This is a genomic window from Phenylobacterium parvum, from assembly GCF_003150835.1.
GTDB lineage: Bacteria > Pseudomonadota > Alphaproteobacteria > Caulobacterales > Caulobacteraceae > Phenylobacterium > Phenylobacterium parvum.
This window is the reverse complement of record NZ_CP029479.1, coordinates 409269-431431: the sequence shown is the minus strand read 5'-3', so window position 1 is coordinate 431431 and position 22163 is coordinate 409269. Positions and strand designations below refer to the sequence as shown.

The following is a 22163-nucleotide window of genomic DNA, read 5'->3' as shown; positions in this document are numbered from 1 at the left end:
GAACCGCGGCATGGCCGACGCCGCCGCGGATTCCCCTCGCCTGCCCTCCCGTTTCGCCGACTGGTTCGCGGCCCAGGGCTGGTCGCCGCGCGCCCACCAGCTGGAGATGGTCGCCCAGGCGCAGGCGGGCCGTGACGCCCTGCTGATCGCCCCGACAGGGGGCGGAAAGACCCTGGCCGGCTTCCTTCCCACCCTGGTGGAGCTGGCCGGGCGGCCGCGGGAGGCGCGGCGCGGGGTCCACACCCTCTACATCTCGCCGCTCAAGGCCCTGGCTGTGGACGTCGAGCGCAACCTCGCCCGGCCGATCCGCGAGATGGGGCTGGACGTCATCGCCGAGAGCCGGACCGGCGACACCGGGATCGCCCGGCGCCAGAGGCAGAAGGTGCGGCCCCCCGACATCCTGCTCACCACGCCCGAGCAGCTGGCCCTGTTCTGCGCCTGGGAAGGCTCGCGCCTCTATTTCGAGGACCTGGCCTGCGTCATCGTCGACGAGATCCACGCCCTGCACGCCTCCAAGCGGGGAGACCTCCTGGCCCTGGGCCTGGCCCGGCTGTCGGCCCTGGCGCCCCGGGCGCGGCGGGTGGGCCTGTCGGCCACGGTGGACGACCCGGACGTCATCCGGCGCTGGCTGGGGCACGGCGACCGCCCCGTGGACCTGGTGCGCGGGCCAGCGGGCGCGGCCCCGCAGGTGGATCTGCTCCTGTCCGGGGGCCGGACGCCCTGGGCGGGCCACACCGCCCAGCACGCGATGGCCGAGGTCTACCAGGCTATCCGCGAGGCCCGGACGGCCCTGGTCTTCGTCAACACCCGTTTCCAGGCCGAATTCGCCTTCCAGGAGCTCTGGAAGCTGAACGAGGACAACCTGCCCATCGCCCTGCACCACGGCAGCCTGGCCGCCGAGCAGAGGCGCAAGGTCGAGGCCGCCATGGCCCGGGGCGAGCTGAAGGCGGTGGTCTGCACCTCGACCCTGGACCTTGGCATAGACTGGGGCGACGTGGACCTGGTGATCCAGCTGGCCTCGCCCAAGGGCGCCAGCCGGATGGTGCAGAGGATCGGCCGGGCCAACCACCGCCTGGATGAGCCCAGCCGCGCCCTCTTCGTGCCCGCCAACCGGTTCGAGACCCTGGAGTGCCAGGCCGCCCGGGAGGCCATCGCCGAGAACCGGCTGGACGGCGATCCGGCCCGCACCGGCGCCCTCGACGTCCTGGCCCAGCACCTGTTGGGTTGCGCCTGCGCCGAGCCGGTCCCGGAGGCGGACCTGTTCGACGAGGTCCGGCGGGCCGGCCCCTACCGCGACCTGTCGCCGGAGGACTTCGCGCGCACCCTCGACCTGACTGCGACCGGCGGCTACGCCCTGTCGTCCTACGACCGGTTCCGTCGGATGGTGCAGGGACCCGACGGCCTCTGGCGGGTGCGCAACGCCGAGACCGCCCGGCGGCACCGGCTGAACCTGGGGGCCATCCTGTCGCCGGACGTCCTTTCGGTGCGTGTGGTCCAGGGCGCCCGGCTGGTGGGCGGGCGCAAGATCGGGGAGATCGAGGAAGGCTATTTCGAGATGCTCGACCCGGGCGACACCTTCGTCTTCGCCGGGCAGGTATGGAGCCTGGCGGCCATCACCGGCATGGACGTCCTGGTCCGGCCGGCGCGGTCGGAGGATCCGAACATGCCCTCATGGGGCGGCTCGAAGTTCGCCCTGTCCAGCTACCTCGCCGCCCGGGTCCGCCGGATGATGTCCGACGAGACGGCCTGGGCCCGGCTGCCGCCGGACGTGCGCGAATGGCTCGACCTCCAGCGCCGCCGCTCGCGGATCGTCGCCGAGGACGAGATGCTGGTGGAGACCTTTCCCCGGGGCCGCCGGCACTTCCTGGTGGCCTATCCCTTCGAGGGGCGACTGGCCCACACCACCCTGGCCATGCTGCTGACCCGTCGCCTGGAGCGGGCGGGGGCACAGCCCCTGGGCTTTGTCTGCAATGACTACGCCCTTGCCGTCTGGTCGCTGAAGCCCCTGGACGGCCTCGACATGGACAACCTGTTCGCCCAGGACATGCTGGGCGACGACCTTGAGGACTGGCTGGCCGAGAGCTTCATGATGAAGCGGGCCTTCAAGGGCTGCGCCATCATCGCCGGCCTGATCGAGCGGCGGTTCCCGGGCGAGCCCCGGAAGACCGGACGGCAGGTCACCTTCTCCACCGACCTGATCTACGACGTCCTGCGACGCCACCAGCCGGACCACCTGCTCCTGCGCTGCGCCCGGGAGGAAGCCGCCGCCGGCATGATCGACGCCGCCCGGCTGGGGGACCTCCTGGCGCGGGTGGCCGGACGGATTCGCCATGTGGCCCTGGACCGCCTGTCGCCCTTCGCCGTGCCCATGCTGATGGAGATCGGCAAGGAGCGCTCGCCGGGCCAGGCGGGCGACGCCATCCTGGCCGAGGCCGAAAGCGAGCTCATCGCCGAGGCCCTGCCATGAGCCCGGCACAGATCCTGGGCCTGCGGGCGGCCGAAGGCGGGGCCATGGACCTGACCCTGGCGGGCGAGGCGACGCGCCTCCTGCCCTCCGGCGCCCTGTTGCTGACTGCGCGCGCCGTCCTGGTCGTCGCCGACCTGCACCTGGAGAAGGGCTCGGCCTTCGCCCGTCGGGGCCAGCTCCTGCCGCCCCTCGACACCCGCGAGACCCTGCGCCGCCTGGCCCTCGACGTGCTGGCGGAGTCGCCGCGCCAGATCCTGTTCCTGGGCGACGCCTTCCACGACCGGGAGGCGTCGCGGCGGATGTCCGACCCCGACCGCGATGCGCTTGAGGCCCTGGCGCAGTCCGCCAGCCTGGTCTGGATCACGGGCAATCACGATCCGGAGCCCGACGCAGACCTTCCCGGCGAGGCGGCGGACGAGGTCCGCCTTGGCGACCTGGTCCTGCGTCATGAGCCGCACCCGGGAACGGCGCCCGGCGAGATTGCGGGGCACCTGCACCCCTGCGCCCGCATCGCCACGCTCAGGGGCGCGGTCCGGCGCCGTTGCTTGGTGACGGATGGCGAGCGGGCCGTCCTGCCCGCCTACGGGGCCTTCACCGGAGGCCTGAACGTCCTGGACCCCGCCTTTGCGGGCCTGTTTGCTCGGCCGCCCATCGTGGCGGCCCTGGGGGATAGCCGGGTCCACGCGGCCGGCGCCCGGTCGCTGCGGCCGGACCGGAGCTAGATGCGCAGGGCCTTCTCGAGGGCCAGGGCCAGGGAGACGCAGGCGGAGAAGGTCAGGAGGGTCATCAGGGCGGGATAGCGCGACAGGGTCTCCGGCGCCCGGTCGAACAGCCAGGCGGCGAGGTAGGCGGCGATGAAGCCGCCGATGATCCAGTCGGCGGCCAGGTAGTCCCGCGCCAGCAGCAGCCCGCCGCCCGCCAGGGGCGGCAGCATGGCGCCGGCGAGCCTGAGGAAGCGTGGCGGATCCCGCGTGGACTCCTGGCTCCAGCGGATGCCCCCCAGGAACCCCAGGACCACGGCGGACCAGGTCAGGAGAATGTGGATGGCCATGAATCGCAGGTCAGCCGGCCCGAAGGCGTAGGTACCCGCCGCCAGCGGAAAGCCAGCCAGGCCGAAGAGGGCCAGGATCAAGACCGGTGCAGGGGCCACGGGCATCACACCCTCCTGAAGGCCGCGGAGGCCGCCCAGCCGGCGGCGAGCGCAATCAGTACGCAGACCATACCATAAGCCCAGGGACGCTGGTGGGCAAAACCGGAGATGAGCCGCTCGATACCAACCTTCTCGATGGTCAGCTCCCGGCTGCGGCGGGTCACGGCCTGGCCGCCCTGGAACAGGATGACGTCGACCCGGTAGCGTCCGACCGGCGCCGAGACGGGGAGTTCGATGCGGGCGCGGAAGAGGCCCCGGTCGACGAAGTCGACCCCGGCAGGGTCCTCGGCATAGAGGCCTTCTCCCTGCTTCAGGCGGACGACGGCGCGGGTGAAATCCCCACCGCCCGGCGTGGAGACCGGCAGGCTGCCGAGGCCGGCGCCCGCCGCCCGCAGGACGCCGGGGCCTGCGATGCGCTCCAGGTCCCGGTTTGAGGCGGTGAGATGGAAGCCCGGCGCGCCCTCGACCTTCTGGGGGCCGCCATTGAGCCAGAGACCGGCGCGCCGTTCCCGCCGGGCGATGGACAGGGGTTGATCGGGCCCGCGGACCACGACCACGACGTCGGAAGGCGTACCTGAGGCCCCGAAGACCGCGCCGAAGACCGAGATGCTGGCGCCGGAATAGCCGGCGTTGACCTCGATGTTCGCGTTGGTCAGGTCGGCGGCGAGCTGGACGGGCGGCAGGTCGGCCATGGTCAGCCCTCCGCCGAAAGGAGGACAAAGGGATCGGCCGGGGTCAGCACCAGGCGCAGGCCCATGGAGAGGCCTATGGCCAGGATGATCAGGGCCAGCAGGACCCGGAGGGCCTCAGGCCGGAAGCGCGCCGAGGCCCGGGCGCCCAGCTGGGCGCCGATGACGCCGCCGAGGACGAGGAGGCAGGTCAGCACGATGTCCACGGTCTGGTTGCGCCCCGCCTGGAGCAGGGTGGTCAGGGAGGTGGTCAGGATGATCTGGAACAGGCTGGTCCCCACCACCACGCCTGCAGGCATGCGCAGCAGGTAGATCATGGCCGGGACGAGGATGAAGCCGCCGCCGACGCCCATCACAGCCGACAGCAGGCCCACGAAGGCGCCAAGGGCGAGGGGCGGCAGCACGCTGATGTAGAGGCGCGAGCGCGGGAACCGCATCTTCAGGGGCAGTCCGTAGAGCAGGGCCGGACGCTTCTGGGCCGGCGCAGGGTCGGCATCGCCCCGTCGCCGGCGGGCCAGGGCGCCCACGGACTCCCACAGCATCAGGGTCCCGATCACGCCCAGGAAAACGAGATAGGCCAGGGCGACGGCGAGGTCGGCCTGTCCGGCCAGGCGGAGCCAGCGGAAGACCTCGACCCCGGCCAGGGACCCGACCGCCCCGCCGGCGGCCAGGACGGCGCCCATCCGGAAGTCGACTCCCCGGCTGGCGGAATAGGCCAGGACGCTGGAGGTCGAGGAAGCCGCCACATGTCCCGCCATGCTGGCGACCGCGACAGGGGCGGGCACGCCGAGGAAGACCAGAAGGGGGGTCATCAGGAAGCCGCCCCCGATGCCGAACATGCCCGAGATGAAACCCACGAGGGCGCCCGCGGCGACCAGGAGGGGAGCGTTGACTGAGACTTCGGCGATGGGGAGATAGACGTCCAGCGTCCCCGTCCTCCGCGGTGGCCCTAGCGGCCGAGCATGGCCAGGCGCTTGAGCGTGGCGTCGTCAAGGAAACCGGTGGCGGGCGCCTTCTGGTCCTTCTGGTAGGCCTCGATGGCGGACCGGAGTTGGGGGGTCAGGTCCCCGTCGACCGGTCCCGACCAGTATCCCAGCCGGCCCAGGGCTTTCTGGGCCATCCGCACGTCATCCACCGAGCGCGACGCCGAGGCCGTGAGGACGGGGCGCAGCCGCTCGACCTGGCGAAGGGCCTCGCCATCCCCGCCATCCGCGGCGCGCGAGTACCAGATGAAGGCCTGGCGCAGGTCCTGGGGCACGCCCATGCCGCGCTCGTAGACGGCGCCGAGATTGAACTGGCTGTCCACCAAGCCGGCCTCGGCCGCGCGGCGGAGCCAGCCCACGGCGGCCGAAGGATCACGGGGGCCGTTGGTTCCGTTCATGAGGTCGTAGCTATAGGCGTGCATGGACACCCGGTCGCCGGACTCGGCGGCGCGGCGAAGCCAGGATCGCGCAAGGCCAGGGTCGCGGGCCTGGCCGGCCTCGCCCCGCTCGACCAGGCCGGCAAGAACCCGCATGGCCGGGGCGTATCCTCCCTCGGCCAGGGCGCGGATTTCGGCGGCGGCGCCGGGCCGGCCAGCCTTGAGGTCGTCGCTTGCCCGGCGGAACCGGGACTCGAGCCCCGCCGGCGCAGCCCGCGACGCCGCCGTCGACGCGGCTGGCGTTCCCGGGGGCGGAGCCGCCGAGGCGGGCGCCGGCGCAAGGACCACCGCGGCGCGTACGGCTGGGGCCGGCGTCGCCGCCAGGACGCCCGGCTGGGTGCGGGCGGATGCTGCTGGGGAGGTCCCCGCGGGAGGGGCCTCGCCCGGCGTTCCCTCGAAGAGACTCAGGACGCCGTAGCCCACCAGAGAGACGGAAATGCAGAGAACGGCCAGGGAGGTGAGGCCGTCCCGGCCGGCGAAGCGACGGGGTCGCAGGGCGGGTCGCGGCGCAGGTCGGGACGAGGACAGGTCAAACCCCGGAAGGGAAGGCGCCTCAGGCTCATCCGTCGCCTCGTCGGCACGATCCTGCCCACTAGCGGCGCTGCGGGCGTTGGCCGCCCGGGCTTCGGCCAGGAGATCCAGGGGCCAGTCCTCGCCGCGGCCATCCAGGTCAGAACGCCTGGGCTCAGGGTCGCGGGCCCCTTCCGCAGGACCGGCTGTCGAGGCCGGTTCATCCTCGTCGTCAAACAGGGACAGGAGACGCGCGTCCGCCGTCGCCCGATCCCCATCCGCCGGGGCCACGGACGCGGTGAGCGGAGGGAAATGGGCGTCGAGCCTCTGGCGGGCCTCTTCGAGGAGGCGGGCCGTCCGGTCTTCGCTCTGGCGGATCCGAAGGGCGATCCCCTCGGCGCCCGAAAGGCCCGGTTCCCCCGTTTCCGGCGAGGCGGCCACGGGTTCAGGGCGGACACCCAGCCGGTCGCCGATCCGTGTGATCTCGTCCCCGAGCCGGGCGATCGAGGCCGCCTGGTCCGGATCGGCCCGGGAGAGCCGGCTGCGAAGGATCTCGCTGATGCGTTCCGCCTCTTCGGCGGGGCGACGGTCGGCGTCCTGCGCCGGGGCCTGCGCCAAGGAGGGCGCGCGGCCCGACGCCTCTCTCTCCAGCCTCGCCACCTTGCCCGAAAGGTCAGAGAGCGCCCGTTCCAGTTCGGACATCCGCCGGCCCGAGGTCTCGGACAGCTCGCGGGACATTTCCTCGCGGGCGGCGTCGAGGCGCTCGCCCAGGCGGAAGGACATCTCGCGCAGCCGACCCTCGATCCCCTCGCCCGCCGACGCCTCAAGATGGGCCAGCCGCTGGTCGAGGCCGTCAAAGGCCTCGCGAAGGGTGTTCATGGCCGCCGCGGTGCGATCCTGGATCTCGCCCACCCGGAAGGCGATCTGGTCGACGCCGGAGGGCGGGGGCGCCGGGCGGGATTCCGCGCGCTCGAGGCGGAGACGGAAATCCTGGAGGGTGTCGCGTGTGCGCGCCTCTCCCTCCTGCATCTGCGAGGCCAGGCGCCCGAGGGCTCCCTCCAGCGCCCGAAGCACGCCTTCGTACCGGTCAGTCCTGGATTCCTGGCGGGGCTCGGGACGAGACTCGGGGCGAGGCTCGGGGCGCGGGGGCGCGGCGACGGCCTGCTCGAGGCGGCCCAGGGTGGCGCGGACGGTGGATTCCAGGCTGGAGATCGCTGCGCCCGTGCGGGCCTCTGAGCCGTCAAGGCGGTCGGCCAGTCGGTCAAGCACCATGGCCAGACGGCGCAGTTCGTCCTCGGGCCGGTCAAACGGGTCGCGGGGGTCGGGCACGGCCGGGCGGCGCGGCGCGGGACCCGCGGCCGGCGGCGGCGCCTCGCCCTCAAGGATCGACCGGTTGAGCCACTCGCCGAGGGTCATGCCCGCCCTGGCGGCAAGCTCCTTGGCGACTTCGCGGGCCCTGGGGTCGATACCCTTGACGCTCCATGGCGCCCCTGCCGTCATGCGAATCGCTCTCCCAATCGCCACGGTCTGGTCTACCGAGCCGGCTTTCGGGTGTAAACGCGGGGTTAACGCGTTGGGCGCCCCGTCGCTCGACACCTTGTGGATAGTTGTCGCGGCGCCTGCCGCGGCCTGGAGATTCGGCAAATGGACCTACCGACCACCCTGGCGGCCCTGGCGGCGAGTCTCGGCCTCACGGTGTTTGCAGGCTGGCGCGGCGCCCGCCCTCCGGACTTCCTGAAGGGACCGCGGATGATCCCCTGGCGGCCGCTCATGGCCGCTGCGGCGACGGCGTCACTGATCCTTCTGGTCCACCTGGTGAATCTTTTCGGCGTCACCACCGGACCGCCGGGGCGCTGATCAGGCGGTGCGAGGGGCGGGGTCCCTGGCGGCTAGGGCCTCCGCCACAAGGGGCTCGACAGGGGGCTCGGCCTTCTTCGGCGCCGGAACCTCGGACTTCTTCGGGCGGCGCGTGAGCCCGGCGAACCCGCCAGACGACAGGAGACTGACGTCTGCAAGGAGGACGGCGATCGCCCACTTGGCCGGTGCGGCGGCGTAGCGGGGCTCCCAGTTAGGGTGGAACTTGTCCTTGTAGCTCCGCACGCCCTGGAAGTTGTAGACGTCCTCGCCAAGGTCGAACATGAGGCGGCCGACGCGGGTCATGACCGGCGCAAGCGGCCGGTCCTCCAGCCCCGCCAGGGGGGCGTTGCCGAAGTCGAGATAGGCGTAGCCCTGCTCCCGGCCCCAGCCGATCAGCTCGACAAAGAGGAAGTCCATGATGCGCTTGGGCGCCGCCCAGTTGTAGCGCATCAGGTCAATGGAGAAGGCGTCGCGACTGGCGGTGGGCCAGAGGTTGGCGAAGGCGACGATGCGGCCTTCCCAACGGGCGACCGCCACCGGGAACTCCCTCAGGTAACTTGGATTGAAGCCGCCCAGGGCGAAGGACTTGTCGCCGCCGGACTGGCGGGCCAGCCACTCCTCGGAGATGGCGGCGAGTTCCGGCAGGATAGCGTCTATGCCGCCCGGGGGGATGACCTCGAACTCGGCGCCGCCATCGCGCACCTGGCGCCAGGCCCGGCGGATCTTGGCCCGGGTCTGTCCCTCGAAGGCGAAGTCCTGGATCGGCAGGCGAGCACATTCGCCGATCTTCTGGATGGAGAAGCCCAGCTCCACGACGTCTTGCAGGTCGTCCGGCCCGATCCCATACAGGCCCGGCCGGGCGGCGTGGGCGTCGGCCATCTCCCGGAAGCGCCAGAGGAGTTCCAGGCGCTCGTCGCGCTGGCCGACGGGGCCGCCCAGGGCGATCCAGGATCGGCCCCGGACGCCGAACATCATGAAGCTGCGCCCGGACTCCGAGAACAGGAACCGCTTGTCCCCGAACAGGGCCAGGTTGGACAGGGGTTCAGCCGATTCGGAGGCCGCCAGGATGGCGCGCACGCGCTCGAAGTCGGGGTCGTCCTCGCCGATCACCCTCGGGGTCGCCGCGGTGGCGACAAGCCGCCAGACGCCGAATCCGAGGAAGGCCAGGGCCGCACCGGCCCAGGCCCGGATGGACCGGGCGACGTCGCCGTCGACCATGGTGCTCCAGAAGGGCTGGTCCTCGTAGCTGACATGCCGGAAGAACCAGAGGCCCAGCAGGCCCGCCCCCGCCACGGCGGCGCCCGCCGACAGGAGCCAGCCGGGCGAGACCTCCATCTGCGACAGGGCCGCCTTGCGGGGGAAGGCGGCGCGGAGGGGCGCCAGGAAGGTCCCGATCGCCGCAAGGATCAGCCCCTCCTCCCAGATCAGGCCCTTGGAGAGGGACAGGATCGCCGTGAGGAAGAGGACGGCGATGCTGGCCGCCCAGGCGGCGTCCAGGCGCGCCCTGAGACCGAAGGCAAGCATGACCAGGACAAGGCCGAGGACGCTCGAAGCAAAGTGGCTGATCTCGATCACCGGCGAAGGAAGCGCCAGGGACAGGCGCATGAAGCGTTCCGGAGACGACGGCGTGGCGCCGGAGGCGATGAGCATGGCCCCCGCCGCCATGACCAGCAGGGCGCCCGCCAGGGGGGCGGCCGCAAGGAGGGCGGGCTTGAACTCGCGTCTCAACGCCATCTCGAACCTGTGAAGCATGGAACAGGACCCGTGATTTAGTCTGCCAAGGTTAAGAGATGGGTTCCAACCTCCGACGTATCAAACCCAGCCCGCGAATGTCTTGCTCCCGGCGGGCCGACCGCTAATGTGTCGCGCGCCCGGTGCGGGCTTCGGTTGAGAGCGGAGGATTTCCCATGGCGGATTTCGGCGGCGAGACCCTTGAGGCCTTCCGGACAGAGGTCCGCGACTGGCTGGAGGCCAACTATCCCGCCGAACTGCGGAAAGCCGACGCCCGGACCGACCCCGAAGCCATCTGGGGCGGTCGCGCCTTCCTGGGCTCTGAGGACCCCCAGATCGTCTGGATGCGGCGGGTCGCCGAGAGGGGCTGGACCGCACCGACCTGGCCGGCGGCCTACGGTGGCGGCGGCCTTTCCCCCGAGGAGGCCCGGGTCGTCGAGCAGGAACTGGCCCGCGGCCGCTATCGCACCCCCCTTTCCTCCTTTGGCCTGTGGATGCTGGGGCCGGTCCTCCTGGAATACGCCAACGAGGCCCAGAAGCTGGAGCACCTGCCGCGGATTATCCGTGGCGAGGCCCGCTGGTGCCAGGGCTATTCCGAGCCCGGCGCGGGTTCGGACCTGGCCTCCCTCCAGACCCGCTGCGAGGACAAGGGCGACCACTGGCTGATCAACGGCCAGAAGATCTGGACCAGCTACGCCAACAAGGCCGACTGGTGCTTCTGCCTGGTGCGCACCGACACCTCCAGGAAGCATGAGGGCATCTCCTTCGTGCTCATCGACATGAAGTCGCCGGGGGTCGAGACCCGGCCCATCCAGCTGATCTCTGGCGAAAGCCCCTTCTGCGAGACCTTCTTCACCGACGTGAAGATCCCCAAGGAAAACCTGGTGGGCCAGGTCAACGGCGGCTGGCAGATCGCCAAGCGCCTCCTGCAGTACGAGCGCCAGAACATCTCGGGCGGCTTTGGCCCGGGCGAAAGCGCGGGCGGGACCGCCAGCGACCTCGGCGTCATGGCGCGCAACTATGTCGGGACCGACGAGACCGGGGCCCTCTCCGATCCGGACCTGCGCACCCGGATCACCCGGAACAAGATGGACTTCGACTGCTTCTACAAGACGATCCGGCGCATCGAGGCGGAGGCTAAGGCCTCCAACGGCCCCTCGGCGGCGACCTCGATCATCAAGTATGCAGTGGCCAGCTTCGCCCAGGAGCGCTCGGAACTGGTGGTCGAGATGATGGGCAGCCAGGGCCTGGGCTGGACCGGCGAAGACTATGCGCCCCAGGAAATCGGTGCGGTGCGCGGCTGGCTGCGAGCCAAGGCGAACTCGATCGAGGGCGGCAGCTCCGAGGTCAACCTCAACGTGATCTCCAAGCGGGTGCTCGGGCTTCCCGACCCCGCCTAGGGGTCGGCGGACGCGCGGTTTTTCAGGAAAGGCGGGACAGATGGCGGATTTCGGCGGCGAAGACCTCGAGGGCTTCCGGACGGAGGCGAAGGCCTGGCTGGACGAGAACTTTCCCAAGGCCCTTGCGGCGGACCCTGCGGCCCAGATGGCGGCCATGGGCGGCGGCAAGGAGAGCGATGACGCCCGGCTCTGGCGCGAACGCATCGGCGCCAAGGGGTGGGGCGTGTCCACCTGGCCGGCGGCTTATGGCGGCGGCGGCCTGTCCCGCGCCAAGGCTCGGGTCCTGGCCGAGGAGATGGCGCGGATCGGGGCCCGCAACCCCATCGGCGGCATGGGCGTGATGATGTTCGGGCCCACCCTCCTGGAGTACGGGACCGAGACCCTGAAGCGCCAGCACATGCCGGGAATCGTCACCGGATCCGTACGCTGGTGCCAGGGCTATTCAGAGCCGGGTTCGGGCTCGGACCTCGCCTCCCTTCAGACCCGCTGCGAGGACAAGGGCGACCACTGGCTGGTGAACGGCCAGAAGATCTGGACCTCGGGCGCCAACATCGCCGACTGGTGCTTCTGCCTGGTGCGCACCGACACCTCCAAGAAGCACGAGGGCATCTCCTTCGTCCTGATCGACATGCGCACCCCCGGGGTGGAGGTCCGCCCGATCAAGCTGATCAATGGCACCTCGCCCTTCTGCGAGACCTTCTTCACCGACGTGAAGGTCCCCAAGGACCAGCTGTTCGGCCCCCTCAACGGCGGCTGGACGGTGGCCAAGCGCCTGCTCCAGTTCGAGCGCGACAACATCTCCGCGGGCCTGGGCGGCGGCTCCATCGGCGCACCGGTCTCGGCCCTGACCGTCCGCGAGGCGGCCCTGGACTATGTCGGCCTCGATGAGGACGGCCGCCTGGCCGATCCCGACCTGCGCCGGCGGATCATCGACCACCTGATGGAGACCCAGGCCTTCCAGCAGACCGTCCGCCGGGCGGCCGATGAGTCCAAGTCCAACCAGGGCCCGTCGGCGGTCACCTCGATCATGAAGTACGCCGGGGCCAAGATCGCCCAGGAGCGGAACGAGCTGATCGTCGAGTCTCTCGGGACGGCCGGCCTCGGATGGGAAGGCGAGGGCTACTCCGCCCCCGAGCTGGCCGCCGTCCGCACCTGGCTGCGGGCCAAGGCGAACTCGATCGAGGGCGGGACATCGGAAATCAACCTCAACGTGGTCTCCAAGCGGGTCCTGGGCCTGCCCGATCCGAAATAATCGACTCGCGAAACCGCGCCTGCATGGTATGATTGGGGATAAGATATTGAATTTTAGGGAGTATTTCTGATGGCCGATTTTGGCGACAGTGGACTCGACGCCTTCCGGGCCGAGGCCCGCGACTGGCTTGAGGCGAATTTCCCCGCCTCCCTCCGCAAAGATCTCGCCGCGCTCGAGGCGATGGTCATGTCCCCCGAGCCGCCGAAGGGCGATTTCGCCCTCTGGAAGGAGCGCATGGGCGCCAAGGGTTGGGGCGTCCCGACCTGGCCGGCCCAGTACGGCGGCGGCGGGCTTTCCCGCGAACAGGCCCGGGTGCTGCAGCAGGAGATGGCGGCCATCGGCGCCGTGAACCCCATCGTCGGCATGGGCGTCAGCATGTTTGGCCCGACCCTGCTGGAGTACGGCACCGAGGCCCAGAAGCAGAAGTACATCCCCGACATCGTCCACGGCCGTATTCGCTGGTGCCAGGGCTTCTCCGAGCCCGGCGCGGGATCGGACCTGGCCTCGCTCCAGACCCGGGCCGAGGACAAGGGCGACCACTTCCTGGTCAACGGCCAGAAGATCTGGACGTCAGGCGCCCAGTGGGCCGACATGATCTTCTGCCTGGTGCGCACCGACACCACCAAGAAGCATGAAGGCATCTCCTTCGTGGTCTTCTCCATGCGCCAGCCCGGCGTCGAGGCCCGCCCGATCCGCCTGATCGCCGGCAACTCGCCCTTCTGCGAAACCTTCATCACCGACGTGAAGGTGCCCAAGGACGACCTGATCGGCCCGCTCAACGGCGGCTGGTCGGTGGCCAAGCGCCTGCTCCAGCATGAGCGCAGCGGCATGGACGGCGCCCGCCGCGGTCCCGCCCAGAAGGTCATCCTGGGCCAGGTCGCCAAGAGGTATGTGGGCGAGGACGACCAGGGCCGCCTGGCCGACCCGGACCTGCGCACCCGCATTGTCATGAACGAGATGGACCAGGCCGCCTTGCAGGCCACGGTCCGCCGCGCGGCGCAGGAGGCCAAGGGCAACTCCGGCCCCAGCGCCACGACCTCGATCATGAAGAACGCCAACATGAAGATCGCCCAGGACCGGGCCGAGCTGACCCTGGAATTCATGGGTCACCAGGGCCTCGGCTGGGAGGGCCAGGACTTCGCGGCGGCCGAGCTCTCGGCGGTCCGCGGCTGGCTTTCCGGCAAGGCCGGCTCGATCTACGGCGGCTCCAACGAGGTCCAGAACAACATCATTTCCAAGCGCATCCTCGGCCTGCCCGACCTGACCCAGTCGCGCTGAGCCCGATTTCTGAAGGAGACTTTTCATGGCTGATTTTGGAGGCGGCGATCCCGAGGCCTTCCGCAAGGAAGTTCGCGAGTGGGTCGAGGCCAATTTCCCCGCCGAGCTGAAGGGCCGGCCCAACCCGATGATGCGCGAGGAGCGCTCCAAGCCGACCGAGGCCCAGGAAGCCTGGCGCAAGGCGGTCGGGTCCAAGGGCTGGGGCACCCCCACCTGGCCGGCCCAATACGGCGGCGGCGGACTCTCGGCCGCTGAGGCCCGGGTGATCCAGCAGGAGTTCGGCCGCGCCGGGGCCTACAACCCGATCGGCGGCATGGGCGTGATGATGTTCGGCCCGACCCTGCTCGAGTACGGCACCGAGGACCAGAAGCTGGAGCACATCCCGCTGATCTGCCGCGGCGACGTCCAGTGGTGCCAGGGCTTCTCCGAGCCGGGCGCCGGTTCGGACCTCGCGGCCCTGCAGACCCGGGCCGAGGACAAGGGCGACCACTTCCTGATCAACGGCCAGAAGATCTGGACGTCAGGCGCCCAGTACGCCGACTGGTGCTTCTGCCTGGTGCGCACCGACACCACCAAGAAGCATGAAGGCATCTCCTTCGTCCTCTTCAGCATGCACCAGCCGGGCGTCGAAGTGCGTCCGATCAAGCTGATCGCCGGCAACTCGCCCTTCTGCGAGACCTTCTTCACCGACGCCCGCGCCGAGAAGAAGAACCTGGTCGGGCCGCTGAACGGCGGCTGGACCATCGCCAAGCGCCTTCTCCAGCACGAGCGCGGCGGCCTGTCCGGCGCCGGCGGCGGCGGCGGCATGGGCGGACGGTCCCTGGTGGACCTGGCCCGCGAGTATGTCGGCGTGGACGAGCAGGGCCGGATCTCCGACCCCGACCTTCGCACCCGCGTCGTCCAGCACGAGATCGAGGGCCGTTCCTTCCAGCAGACCGCCGTGCGCGCCATGCTGGAGAGCAAGGGCAATTCCGGCCCCAGCGCGGCGACTTCGATCATGAAGAACGCCGGCACGAGCTGGATGCAGATGCGCCACGAGCTCACGCTCGAGATCATGGGCCACCAGGGCCTCGGCTGGGAAGGCGACGCCTTCAAGGCCGAGGAGCTCGGCGCCGTCCGCGGCTGGCTGGGCGGCAAGGCCTTCACGATCTACGGCGGCAGCCAGGAGGTGCAGAGCAACATCATCTCCAAGCGCATCCTCGGCCTGCCCGACCTTACCCAGCACAACTGACATCCACCGACACGACGAGATTAAGGATTATCTGAAATGGCCGTTCTGAACGAAGAACAGAGCATGCTCCGCGACGCCGCGAAGAGCTGGACCCAGGAAAAGAGCCCGGTCACCGCCTTCCGCAAGATGCGCGATTCCGGCGTCGAGATCGGATACGACGCAAACGCCTGGAACGAGATGGCCGAGATGGGCTGGGCCGGGGTCATCATCCCGGAAGAGTACGGCGGCTCGGCCTTCGGCTACCTGTCCATGGGCCTCATCCTCGAGGAACTGGGCCGGACCCTGACCGCCTCTCCGCTCATCGCCTCTGGCGTGGGCGCCGCCTCGGCCCTGGTCCTCGGCGGCTCTGACGCCCAGAAGTCCGAGTGGCTGCCGAAGATCGCCGAAGGCACGGTCGTCGGCGCCCTGGCGGTGGACGAAGGCCCCCACCACGCCCCGGAAAAGGTCGCCCTGGCCGCGACCAAGTCCGGCGCCGGCTACAGCCTGAGCGGGACCAAGACCTTCGTGATCGAAGGCCTGGCCGCTAGCCTGCTGGTGGTCTCCGCCCGCACCTCCGGCAAGCCGGGCGACAAGGACGGGATCACCCTGTTCCTGGTCCCCGCCGACGCCAAGGGCGTGAGCCGCAAGCGCCTGGCCCTCGCTGACAACCGCGGCGCGGCCAACATCACCTTCGACAAGGTCGAAGTGGGCGCCGACGCCGTCCTCGGCGCCGCCGACAAGGGCTGGGACGTCCTGGAAAAGACCCTGGACCGCGTGCGCGCGGCCCTGGCCGCCGAGATGCTCGGCTCGGCCAACCAGGCCTTCGAGACCACCCTCGACTACCTCAAGGTCCGTGTGCAGTTCGGCCAGGTGATCGGCTCCTTCCAGGCCCTGCAGCACCGCGCCGCCAAGATGTTCACCGATCTCGAGCTGGCCCGCAGCGCCGTCGAGGCGGCCCTCCAGGCCATCGACGCCGACAGCCCGGACGTCGCCGAGCTGGTGTCCCTGTCCAAGGCCAAGATGGGCGACGTCTTCCACCTGGTGTCCAACGAGATGGTCCAGATGCATGGCGGCATCGGCATGACCGATGCCCATGACTCGGGCTTCTACCTGAAGCGCGCCCGCGCGGCCGAGGCGGCCTTCGGCAGCCAGAGCTACCACCGCGACCGCTACGCCCGGATCAACGGCTACTGATCCCGGACCTCAGGTCCGACTTCCAGGGCCCCTCCGGCGACCTCGCCGGGGGGCCTTTTTCTTTGGCGCCGGGCGAATTGCCGCAGGGCGGGGGACATGGTCTCTTGGAGCGTCAATCCCGGAGACCCCCATGCGCGCCGTTCGCCCTGTCCTCGCCGCCCTCGCCCTAAGCCTGGCCGCGACCGCAGCCTGGGCCGAGAGCATCCTCTTCGTCGGCAACAGCTTCACCTTCGGGGCGACCTCCCCGGTGCTCCGCTACCGTCCCGAACAGGTGACCGACCTGAACCGGGAAGGCATCGGCGGCGTTCCGGCCATCTTCAAGGTGCTCACCACCCAGGCCCGGCTGGACTACAAGGTCAGCCTCGAGACCTCGCCCGGCAAGAACTTCGACTGGCACCTCGCCAACCGCATGCCCCTGATCGACCGGCCCTGGGACGTGGTCATCCTCCAGGGCCAGTCCACCCTGGACCTTGAACGCCCGGGGGACCCGACCCGGCTGATCGAGTCCGGACGCCAGCTCTCGGACATCCTGGCCCAGAAGAATCCCTCCGCGAGGATCTATTACCAGGCCACCTGGTCCCGGGCGGACCTTACCTACCTCAAGCCCAGCCCCTGGAAGGGCAAGCCCATCGCCGCCATGGCCCGGGACGTCCGGGCGGGCTACGACCGGGCCCGGGCGGCCTCGAAGTCTGTCCGCGGGGTGCTTCCCGTGGGCGAGGCCTGGAACCGGGCCATGGAGACGGGCGTCGCCGACCCCAACCCCTACGATGGGGTCGCCTTCGGCAAGGTCGACCTGTGGGGATGGGACCAGTACCACGCCAGCGCGGCCGGCTATTACCTCAGCGCCCTCGTGATCTTCGGCGCCGTCACGGGCATGGACCCCAGGACCTTTGGCGAACGGGAGGTCGCGGCCTACGAACTGGGGCTCTCCCCCACCCAGGCCAGGGGCCTGCAGAAGGCCGCCTACGATCAGCTGAAGTCCGAGGGCCTGATGCCCGAAGCGCCGACGCCCTGAGACCGGAGGCGACTATTCGACGTCGGCGGATGGGTAGTTGCGCCCCATGGGGCGGTGCGGGCCATTGTAGTCGCCGACCCTGACAAACTGCCGGTCCGGAGACAGGGCCCGGGTGATCCGCTCGGCCAGGGCCCGGCCGGTGATGGGCTTGGCCAGGAACTGGTCCACGCCGGCCGCGATGCAGGCCTTGACGTGTTTTTCTTCGGTATGGCCCGTCGCGACGATGATCGGGACCTCGCTGAAGGGATTGGACTCGTCGGCGCGTAGGTTGCGGACAAAGGTCACGCCGTCGAGGATCGGCATCTTCAGGTCGGTGATGATCAGGTCCGGCTTGACGTGGGGAATGATCTTCTGGGCCTCGATCGCGTCGTCGGCCAGCCGGATTTCCGAAAAGCCCAGGGCGCGGAGCACAGCCGTCATGATGCTGCGCATGCCGACATTGTCGTCGATGACCAGAACAACAAGTTCGCGGCTGAGAGGAACCATTCGCGGCCCGGATTTCGCTTCGTGCCTTCCTGCCTAGCGTCCCCAGGTTGCGAGAAGGTTACGCCGCAGGGCCTCCCCCTCGACGGCCCGCCCCGCGTCCTGCATTAAGTCGGCCTGACGCATGATCCGGAGGGAAACGCCATGCCCGAAGCCCCGCCCCTACAGGACCTCCAGAAGACGCTCGGACAGCAGCGGCTGGTCACCTTCGAGCCCGGCCGGGCGGCGATCGAGTACCTGGCCGGCGTCCACATGTGCCATTCGGGCGGCGTCGTGCAGGGCGGCTTCATCTGCGGCTGGATCGACGCGGCCATGGCCCACGCCGCCATGGCGGGCGGCGGCGACATGACCCCCATGTCCCTGGAGCTCAAGGTCAGCTTCTTTGCACCCGCCCGGCCGGGCCTCGTCCTGGCCGAGGCCTGGATCGAGCGCGCCGGCAAGTCGACCTGCTTCGCCGAGGGCCGCCTCCTGAACGCCGCCGGCGAGGTCCTGGCCAAGGCCACCTCCACCATCCGCCTGATCCCGCGCGCCAAGGTGGAGGCAGGGTCGAAGGCGGCGATGGGGTAGGCGGATTCGCCGCAAGACCCGCTGTAGTCAAACCGTCAAGGATCTGTCGCGCAGGCGTCAAGAAGCTTGGGCATCCGGGGGACGAATGGCGCCGTAGAGCGCCCCCCACCCGACAGGATGCTTGCGATGACCTTCATCTCCCGCCCGGCGGCGCTTCGTCTTGCGCTGGTCTGCACCACCGCCCTTCTCTCTCCCCTCGCCGCCCGGGCCCAGGACGCCGGCGCCGTCAGCGAGGTCATCGTCACCGCCTCCCGGCCGATCGCGGAATCCGAAGCTGCGGCCCTGCGCACCCAGAAGGCCTCGGACTCCCTGGTGGCGGTCGCCGCCTCGGACAGCGTCGGTCGCCTGCCGGACCAGAACATCGCCCAGGCCGCCAGCCGCCTGCCCGGCGTGGCGGTGGAGCGCGACCAGGGCCAGGCCCGCTATGTCAGCCTCCGCGGCGCGCCCAACTACTGGACGACCCTGAGCTTCGACGGGATCAACGTCGTCAGTCCCGAAGGCCGCGACGCCCGGTTCGACGCCGTGCCGTCGGCCATCGCCTCCCAGATCATCGTGTCCAAGGCCGTGACGCCGGACATGCCGGGCGAGACCGTGTCGGGCAATGTCAACATCATCACCCGCTCGCCCTTCGACTATCCCGGCCTGAAGCTCGGGGCCAAGGCGGGGTATGGGATCGCCGAACTGGGGGACAAGCCCCAGTACGAAGCCTACGGCGTCGCCTCCAACCGCTATGACCTCGGCGACGGCGAGGTCGGCTTTGTCGTCTCCGCCTCATACTTCCAGCGGGACATGGTGACCGACAACTTCGAGACCGACTACGAGCGGGTCTCCCAGGACCAGCGGCCCGGCAACCTGACCCGCTTCTGGGCGCATGAAGCCGAGAACAAGCTCTACCGCCTGACCCGCAAGAACTGGTCGGTCTCCGGCCGCGGGGACTGGCGCCAGGGCGACCACCACATCTCCCTGAGGTCCATTTACACGACCTTCACCGACGACGAGATGCGGGACAACTACCGCTTTGACCTCGACGACCGTCAGTCGGACCTGCAGCCCCTGACCGATGCCTGCGCCACCGCCCCCAACCCGACCCCGACCAATACGGGCTATGCCGACATCTGCATCGGGAACACCCCGATGAAGGGGACCGTCTACGGCATCGACATTCGCCAGCGCTCGACCCTGCGGGCCTTCGAGCAGTCGATCTTCACCAACACCCTGGAAGGGGATCACGGCTTCGGAGACGGCTGGTCGCTGAACTGGCTGGCCAACTACACCGAGTCCAAGGACGACCGCTCGGTGGTCGGCGAGACGACCTGGGACAGCCCCAGCACCCGCACCCTGCGCCCGACCGTGGCCTACGACTTCTCTGACCCCGACCGGTCGCGCCTGCTGCTGTCGACGACCCTGCAGCTGTCCAGCCCCACGCGGTACCAGGCGGGAACGCCGGTGACGAACATCGACACCTTCACCAAGCCCCTCACCTCGCTGACCCTCCTGGACGCCGTCGACACCACCACCGCCTACACGGGCCGGATCTCGGTGGCCAAGGAGGCCGAGTTCCTCGGTGGCGAGGCCACCTTCCGGGTTGGCTTCCAGTTTGACCAGCGCACCAAGGTCGTCGACGAGAAGAACCTGGTCCTGAACCAGGCCGCCCAGTTCACCGCCATCGGCATTCCCACCGACTACAACGCCTTTTCCCTGGACCAGGCCTTCCTCGGCAAGATCCCGATGGACTACACCTTCCGCTACTTCGACGCTGACAAGATGCGCACGGCGGCGGGCGCAGCGCGCAAGGCCTACACCTTCAACCCGGTGACCGGGAACATCTACGACGTGCGCGAGCAGGTCTACGCCGGCTACGCCATGGGTACGGTGAAGTGGGACTGGGGCTCGGCCATCGGCGGCGTTCGGGTCGAGAACCTGAAAAATCGGGGGACCGCCGTCGCGACCGTGGCCGGTGTGACCGGCCCGATCACGGCCGAATCCGACCGCACCCTGGTCTTCCCCAGCCTCCACGTGAATGTGAACCTGGACGAGACCAAGAAGCTGCGCCTGTCCTACAACAGCGGCGCGGCCCGGGCCGACTACGACCAGCTGCGTCCCAACGTGACGGTGAACGACGCCAACCAGAGCATCTCGGGCGGCAACCCGGCGGTCCGGCCCGAGCTGGCCCACGGCTTCGACGCCTACCTCGAGTGGTATGTCGAGCCGCAGGGCTACCTGATGGCCGGCGTCTTCTTCAAGCGCGTGGAGGACGTGCTCTACCGCCAGACCCGCACCTTCGGCTCCGACGCCCTGAACAGCAATGGGATCGATCGCTCTGGCTATCTCTACTCGGGCATCACCAACGGCGGCGACGGTAGCCTGGCGGGCCTGGAACTGGCCGCCCAGTTCCAGCTGGACCCCTGGGTGGACGGCCTTGGCGTTCCGGAATGGATGGGAGGCTTCGGCTTCAGCGCCAACGCCACCTTCAACAACAGCAAGGTGCTCAAGCCCGCCATCGGCGCCATCCCGGCCCGCAAGCTGCGCCTGCCGGGGACCTCTGACCAAGTCTACAACGTCAGCGGCTACTACGAGAAGTATGGGGTATCCCTGCGCCTCAGCTACCAGAAGCGCTCCGAATGGCTGGACGGCTACGCCGATGACCTGGCGGACGCCGGCGACACCTACTGGGCCGAGGATGACGAGCTGGACTTCTCCGCCCGGTACGAGGTGAACAAGAACGTCGAGCTCTACTTCGACGCCACCAACCTCCTGAACAACCCCGGCCGGCGCTTCGCCGAGCCCGGCAACCTCCTGACGGCGACCGGCATCCCAACGGGCTTCACCGACAGCTACACCATCGAGTGGGAGCGGTTTGGGCGGCGCTATGCCGGCGGCGTTCGGGTCTCGTTCTGATGATGACGGCGCGGCTGAAGGGGCTGGTTCTGGGCGTTCTGGCGACGGGTCTCGTCGCCGGGGGCGTACAGGCCCAGACGGCCAGCGTCCCGGCCCGGGGCCAGACCGTACCGGTCGGCACCGTGGCAGACGACGCCGCCGACGATCCCGCTATCTGGCGGGATCCCAGGAACCCGGAGAAGAGCCTGGTCGTCGGAACCGACAAGAAGGCGGGCCTGCACGTCTATCGCCTGTCGGGGGAAAGCGTTCACTTCAACCCGGCCGGCCGCGTGAACAATGTCGACCTTGTCGACCTGGGCGCACGGGGCGTGGTGGTCGTGGCTTCCGACCGCAATGATCCGGCCCGGGCCCTCCTGAAGGTCTACCGGCTGGACACCCGCACCGGCGCCCTCCTGCCCCTGGGACAGGCCGAGGGCGGTGCGGGTGAGGCCTATGGCGTCTGCCTTGCCGTGATCGACCGACAGGTGCACGCATTCTCGGTGCTCAAGGACGGGCAGGTCGTCCAGGTCCGCCTGGACCTGGGACGCGACAAGGTATCCGGCACAGTCGTCCGGAAGCTGGGGGTTCCGTCCCAGGCCGAGGGCTGCGTGGTCGATAACCGCACCCGCACCCTATACGTCGGCGAGGAGAGGGCCGGGGTCTGGGTGTTCGACGCCCGGCCCGGCGCCCCAGCGGAGGGTCGCCTGGCGATCCGCGCCGACGGGGTCCAGCTGGTCCCGGATGTCGAGGGCCTGGCCCTGGCGGCCGAAGGCCGCACGGGGGGCTGGCTGGTGGTCTCCAGCCAGGGCGACAACGCCTACGCCCTATATCGCCTGCCCGAGCTCACGCCCGCAGGACGTTTCCGGATTTCCGGCGGCGAGCTGGGCTCCACCGAGGAGACCGACGGCATAGCCCTGGCCCTGGGCCGCTTCAGCCGCGCCTATCCAGACGGCCTCTTCATCGCCCAGGACGGCGATAACGCCCCCAACGCCCAGAACTTCAAGCTGGCCTCCTGGGCGGAGATCCTCAGGGCCGTTCGGACGCCCACTCCCTGATCCGGCAG

The 22163-nt window shown here is 69.8% G+C and carries 18 protein-coding genes; 12 read left to right on the top strand and 6 right to left on the bottom strand.

Annotated features, from left to right (window positions below):
- The first annotated feature begins 10 nt into the window (after window positions 1–10).
- Both HYN04_RS02070 and pdeM read left to right on the top strand, forming a co-directional pair.
- Window positions 11–2467, top strand: a complete 2457-nt coding sequence (locus tag HYN04_RS02070; protein ID WP_110449226.1) for a ligase-associated DNA damage response DEXH box helicase — start codon at window positions 11–13, stop codon at window positions 2465–2467.
- Window positions 2464–3189, top strand: coding sequence for a ligase-associated DNA damage response endonuclease PdeM (gene pdeM / locus HYN04_RS02065; RefSeq protein ID WP_110449225.1), 726 nt, complete (start codon window positions 2464–2466; stop codon window positions 3187–3189). The genes HYN04_RS02070 and pdeM overlap by 4 nt, the downstream gene beginning before the upstream one ends.
- Here pdeM and HYN04_RS02060 read toward each other — a convergent pair.
- The 4 genes from HYN04_RS02060 to HYN04_RS02045 all read right to left on the bottom strand — a co-directional run bounded on the left by HYN04_RS02060 (window position 3186) and on the right by HYN04_RS02045 (window position 7736).
- Window positions 3186–3623: a DUF3429 domain-containing protein gene (locus tag HYN04_RS02060; RefSeq protein WP_110449224.1), complete on the bottom strand. Its 438-nt coding sequence runs from the start codon at window positions 3621–3623 to the stop codon at window positions 3186–3188. The two genes, pdeM and HYN04_RS02060, sit on opposite strands and share 4 nt — an antisense overlap.
- Window positions 3623–4309, bottom strand: coding sequence for a TIGR02186 family protein (locus HYN04_RS02055; protein ID WP_110449223.1), 687 nt, complete (start codon window positions 4307–4309; stop codon window positions 3623–3625). Before HYN04_RS02055 ends, HYN04_RS02060 begins: the two co-directional genes overlap by 1 nt.
- A gap of 2 nt (window positions 4310–4311) precedes the next feature.
- Complete coding sequence (locus HYN04_RS02050; RefSeq protein WP_422385657.1) at window positions 4312–5163, bottom strand: sulfite exporter TauE/SafE family protein; 852 nt, start codon at window positions 5161–5163, stop codon at window positions 4312–4314.
- 92 nt (window positions 5164–5255) lie between these two features.
- On the bottom strand, window positions 5256–7736 hold the full coding sequence (locus HYN04_RS02045; protein WP_110449221.1) for an SEL1-like repeat protein: 2481 nt from the start codon (window positions 7734–7736) through the stop codon (window positions 5256–5258).
- Between the two features lie 144 nt (window positions 7737–7880).
- Between HYN04_RS02045 and HYN04_RS02040 the strand changes: the two genes are divergently transcribed.
- On the top strand, window positions 7881–8093 hold the full coding sequence (locus tag HYN04_RS02040) for a hypothetical protein (RefSeq protein WP_110449220.1): 213 nt from the start codon (window positions 7881–7883) through the stop codon (window positions 8091–8093).
- On the opposite strand, the gene HYN04_RS02035 is transcribed toward HYN04_RS02040, so the two are convergent.
- Window positions 8094–9845, bottom strand: coding sequence for a phosphatidylglycerol lysyltransferase domain-containing protein (locus HYN04_RS02035; RefSeq protein ID WP_241962660.1), 1752 nt, complete (start codon window positions 9843–9845; stop codon window positions 8094–8096).
- Window positions 9846–10000: 155 nt separating this feature from the next.
- On the opposite strand from HYN04_RS02035, the gene HYN04_RS02030 reads away from it, so the two are divergent.
- The 6 genes from HYN04_RS02030 to HYN04_RS02005 all read left to right on the top strand — a co-directional run bounded on the left by HYN04_RS02030 (window position 10001) and on the right by HYN04_RS02005 (window position 17173).
- Window positions 10001–11224, top strand: coding sequence for an acyl-CoA dehydrogenase family protein (locus HYN04_RS02030; protein ID WP_110449219.1), 1224 nt, complete (start codon window positions 10001–10003; stop codon window positions 11222–11224).
- A 40-nt stretch (window positions 11225–11264) separates the two neighbouring features.
- Window positions 11265–12476 carry an acyl-CoA dehydrogenase family protein gene (locus tag HYN04_RS02025; RefSeq protein WP_110449218.1) on the top strand — a complete coding sequence of 404 codons (1212 nt, stop codon included), beginning with the start codon at window positions 11265–11267 and terminating at the stop codon, window positions 12474–12476.
- Window positions 12477–12545: 69 nt separating this feature from the next.
- The gene (locus tag HYN04_RS02020) at window positions 12546–13754 is read left to right on the top strand and encodes an acyl-CoA dehydrogenase family protein (RefSeq protein WP_110449217.1); all 1209 of its coding nucleotides are present in this window, start codon (window positions 12546–12548) and stop codon (window positions 13752–13754) included.
- Window positions 13755–13779: 25 nt separating this feature from the next.
- A complete protein-coding gene (locus HYN04_RS02015) occupies window positions 13780–14985 on the top strand; it encodes an acyl-CoA dehydrogenase family protein (protein ID WP_110449216.1) in 1206 nt (401 codons plus the stop codon).
- 36 nt (window positions 14986–15021) lie between these two features.
- Window positions 15022–16158 (top strand): acyl-CoA dehydrogenase family protein, encoded by a 1137-nt coding sequence (locus HYN04_RS02010; protein WP_110449215.1) that lies wholly within the window; start codon window positions 15022–15024, stop codon window positions 16156–16158.
- Window positions 16159–16288: 130 nt separating this feature from the next.
- A complete protein-coding gene (locus tag HYN04_RS02005; protein ID WP_110449214.1) occupies window positions 16289–17173 on the top strand; it encodes a PEP-CTERM sorting domain-containing protein in 885 nt (294 codons plus the stop codon).
- Window positions 17174–17185: 12 nt separating this feature from the next.
- Here HYN04_RS02005 and HYN04_RS02000 read toward each other — a convergent pair whose 3' ends face one another.
- Window positions 17186–17659 carry a response regulator gene (locus HYN04_RS02000; protein ID WP_110449213.1) on the bottom strand — a complete coding sequence of 158 codons (474 nt, stop codon included), beginning with the start codon at window positions 17657–17659 and terminating at the stop codon, window positions 17186–17188.
- 141 nt (window positions 17660–17800) lie between these two features.
- Between HYN04_RS02000 and HYN04_RS01995 the strand changes: the two genes are divergently transcribed.
- From HYN04_RS01995 to HYN04_RS01985, 3 genes are all read left to right on the top strand, one after another.
- Complete coding sequence (locus HYN04_RS01995; RefSeq protein ID WP_110449212.1) at window positions 17801–18223, top strand: PaaI family thioesterase; 423 nt, start codon at window positions 17801–17803, stop codon at window positions 18221–18223.
- A gap of 126 nt (window positions 18224–18349) precedes the next feature.
- A complete protein-coding gene (locus tag HYN04_RS01990; protein WP_110449211.1) occupies window positions 18350–21121 on the top strand; it encodes a TonB-dependent receptor in 2772 nt (923 codons plus the stop codon).
- Window positions 21121–22155 (top strand): phytase, encoded by a 1035-nt coding sequence (locus tag HYN04_RS01985; RefSeq protein WP_199285983.1) that lies wholly within the window; start codon window positions 21121–21123, stop codon window positions 22153–22155. Before HYN04_RS01990 ends, HYN04_RS01985 begins: the two co-directional genes overlap by 1 nt.
- The last annotated feature ends 8 nt before the right edge of the window (window positions 22156–22163 follow it).